The 457-nt window shown below is 58.2% G+C and carries 1 protein-coding gene; it reads left to right on the top strand.

Features of this window, described 5'->3' with window-relative positions; all coding sequences use genetic code 11:
* A partial coding sequence (locus ACU8YC_RS27265; RefSeq protein ID WP_446896296.1) for an ABC transporter permease subunit occupies positions 1-457 on the top strand: 457 nt, incomplete at both ends.

Below are 457 nucleotides of genomic sequence, written 5' to 3'. Positions count from 1 at the left end.
ATTCTGCTGGCGATAGCCGTGGTCGCCGTGCTGGGCAGCGGCATCGCGAACGTGATTATTGCCGTGGCCATTTTCTCCATTCCTGCCTTCGCGCCCCTGGTGCGCGGACATACGCTGGTGCTGAAGCAGCAGGCGCTTATTGAATCTGCGCGCAGCATTGGTGCCAGCGATGCGACCATCATCTTTAACCATATCTTGCCGGGGACGGTTTCATCGATCGTGGTCTTTTTTACCATGCGAATCGGCACGTCGATTATTTCTGCCGCAAGCCTGCCATTTCTGGGATTGGGCGCACAGCCGCCGACCCCGGAGTGGGGGGCTATGCTCAATGAAGCACGGGCGGATATGGTGATCGCGCCGCACGTGGCGATCTTTCTGGCGGTGGCGATATTTCTGACGGTGCTGGCGTCTAATTTGTTGGGCGATGGCCTTCGCGACGCGTTGGACCTGAAGATAA

The organism is Citrobacter sp. VF227 (genome assembly GCF_052950715.1).
The sequence above is the reverse complement of the archived record's forward strand: the minus strand, read 5'-3'. Positions and strand labels throughout refer to the sequence as shown.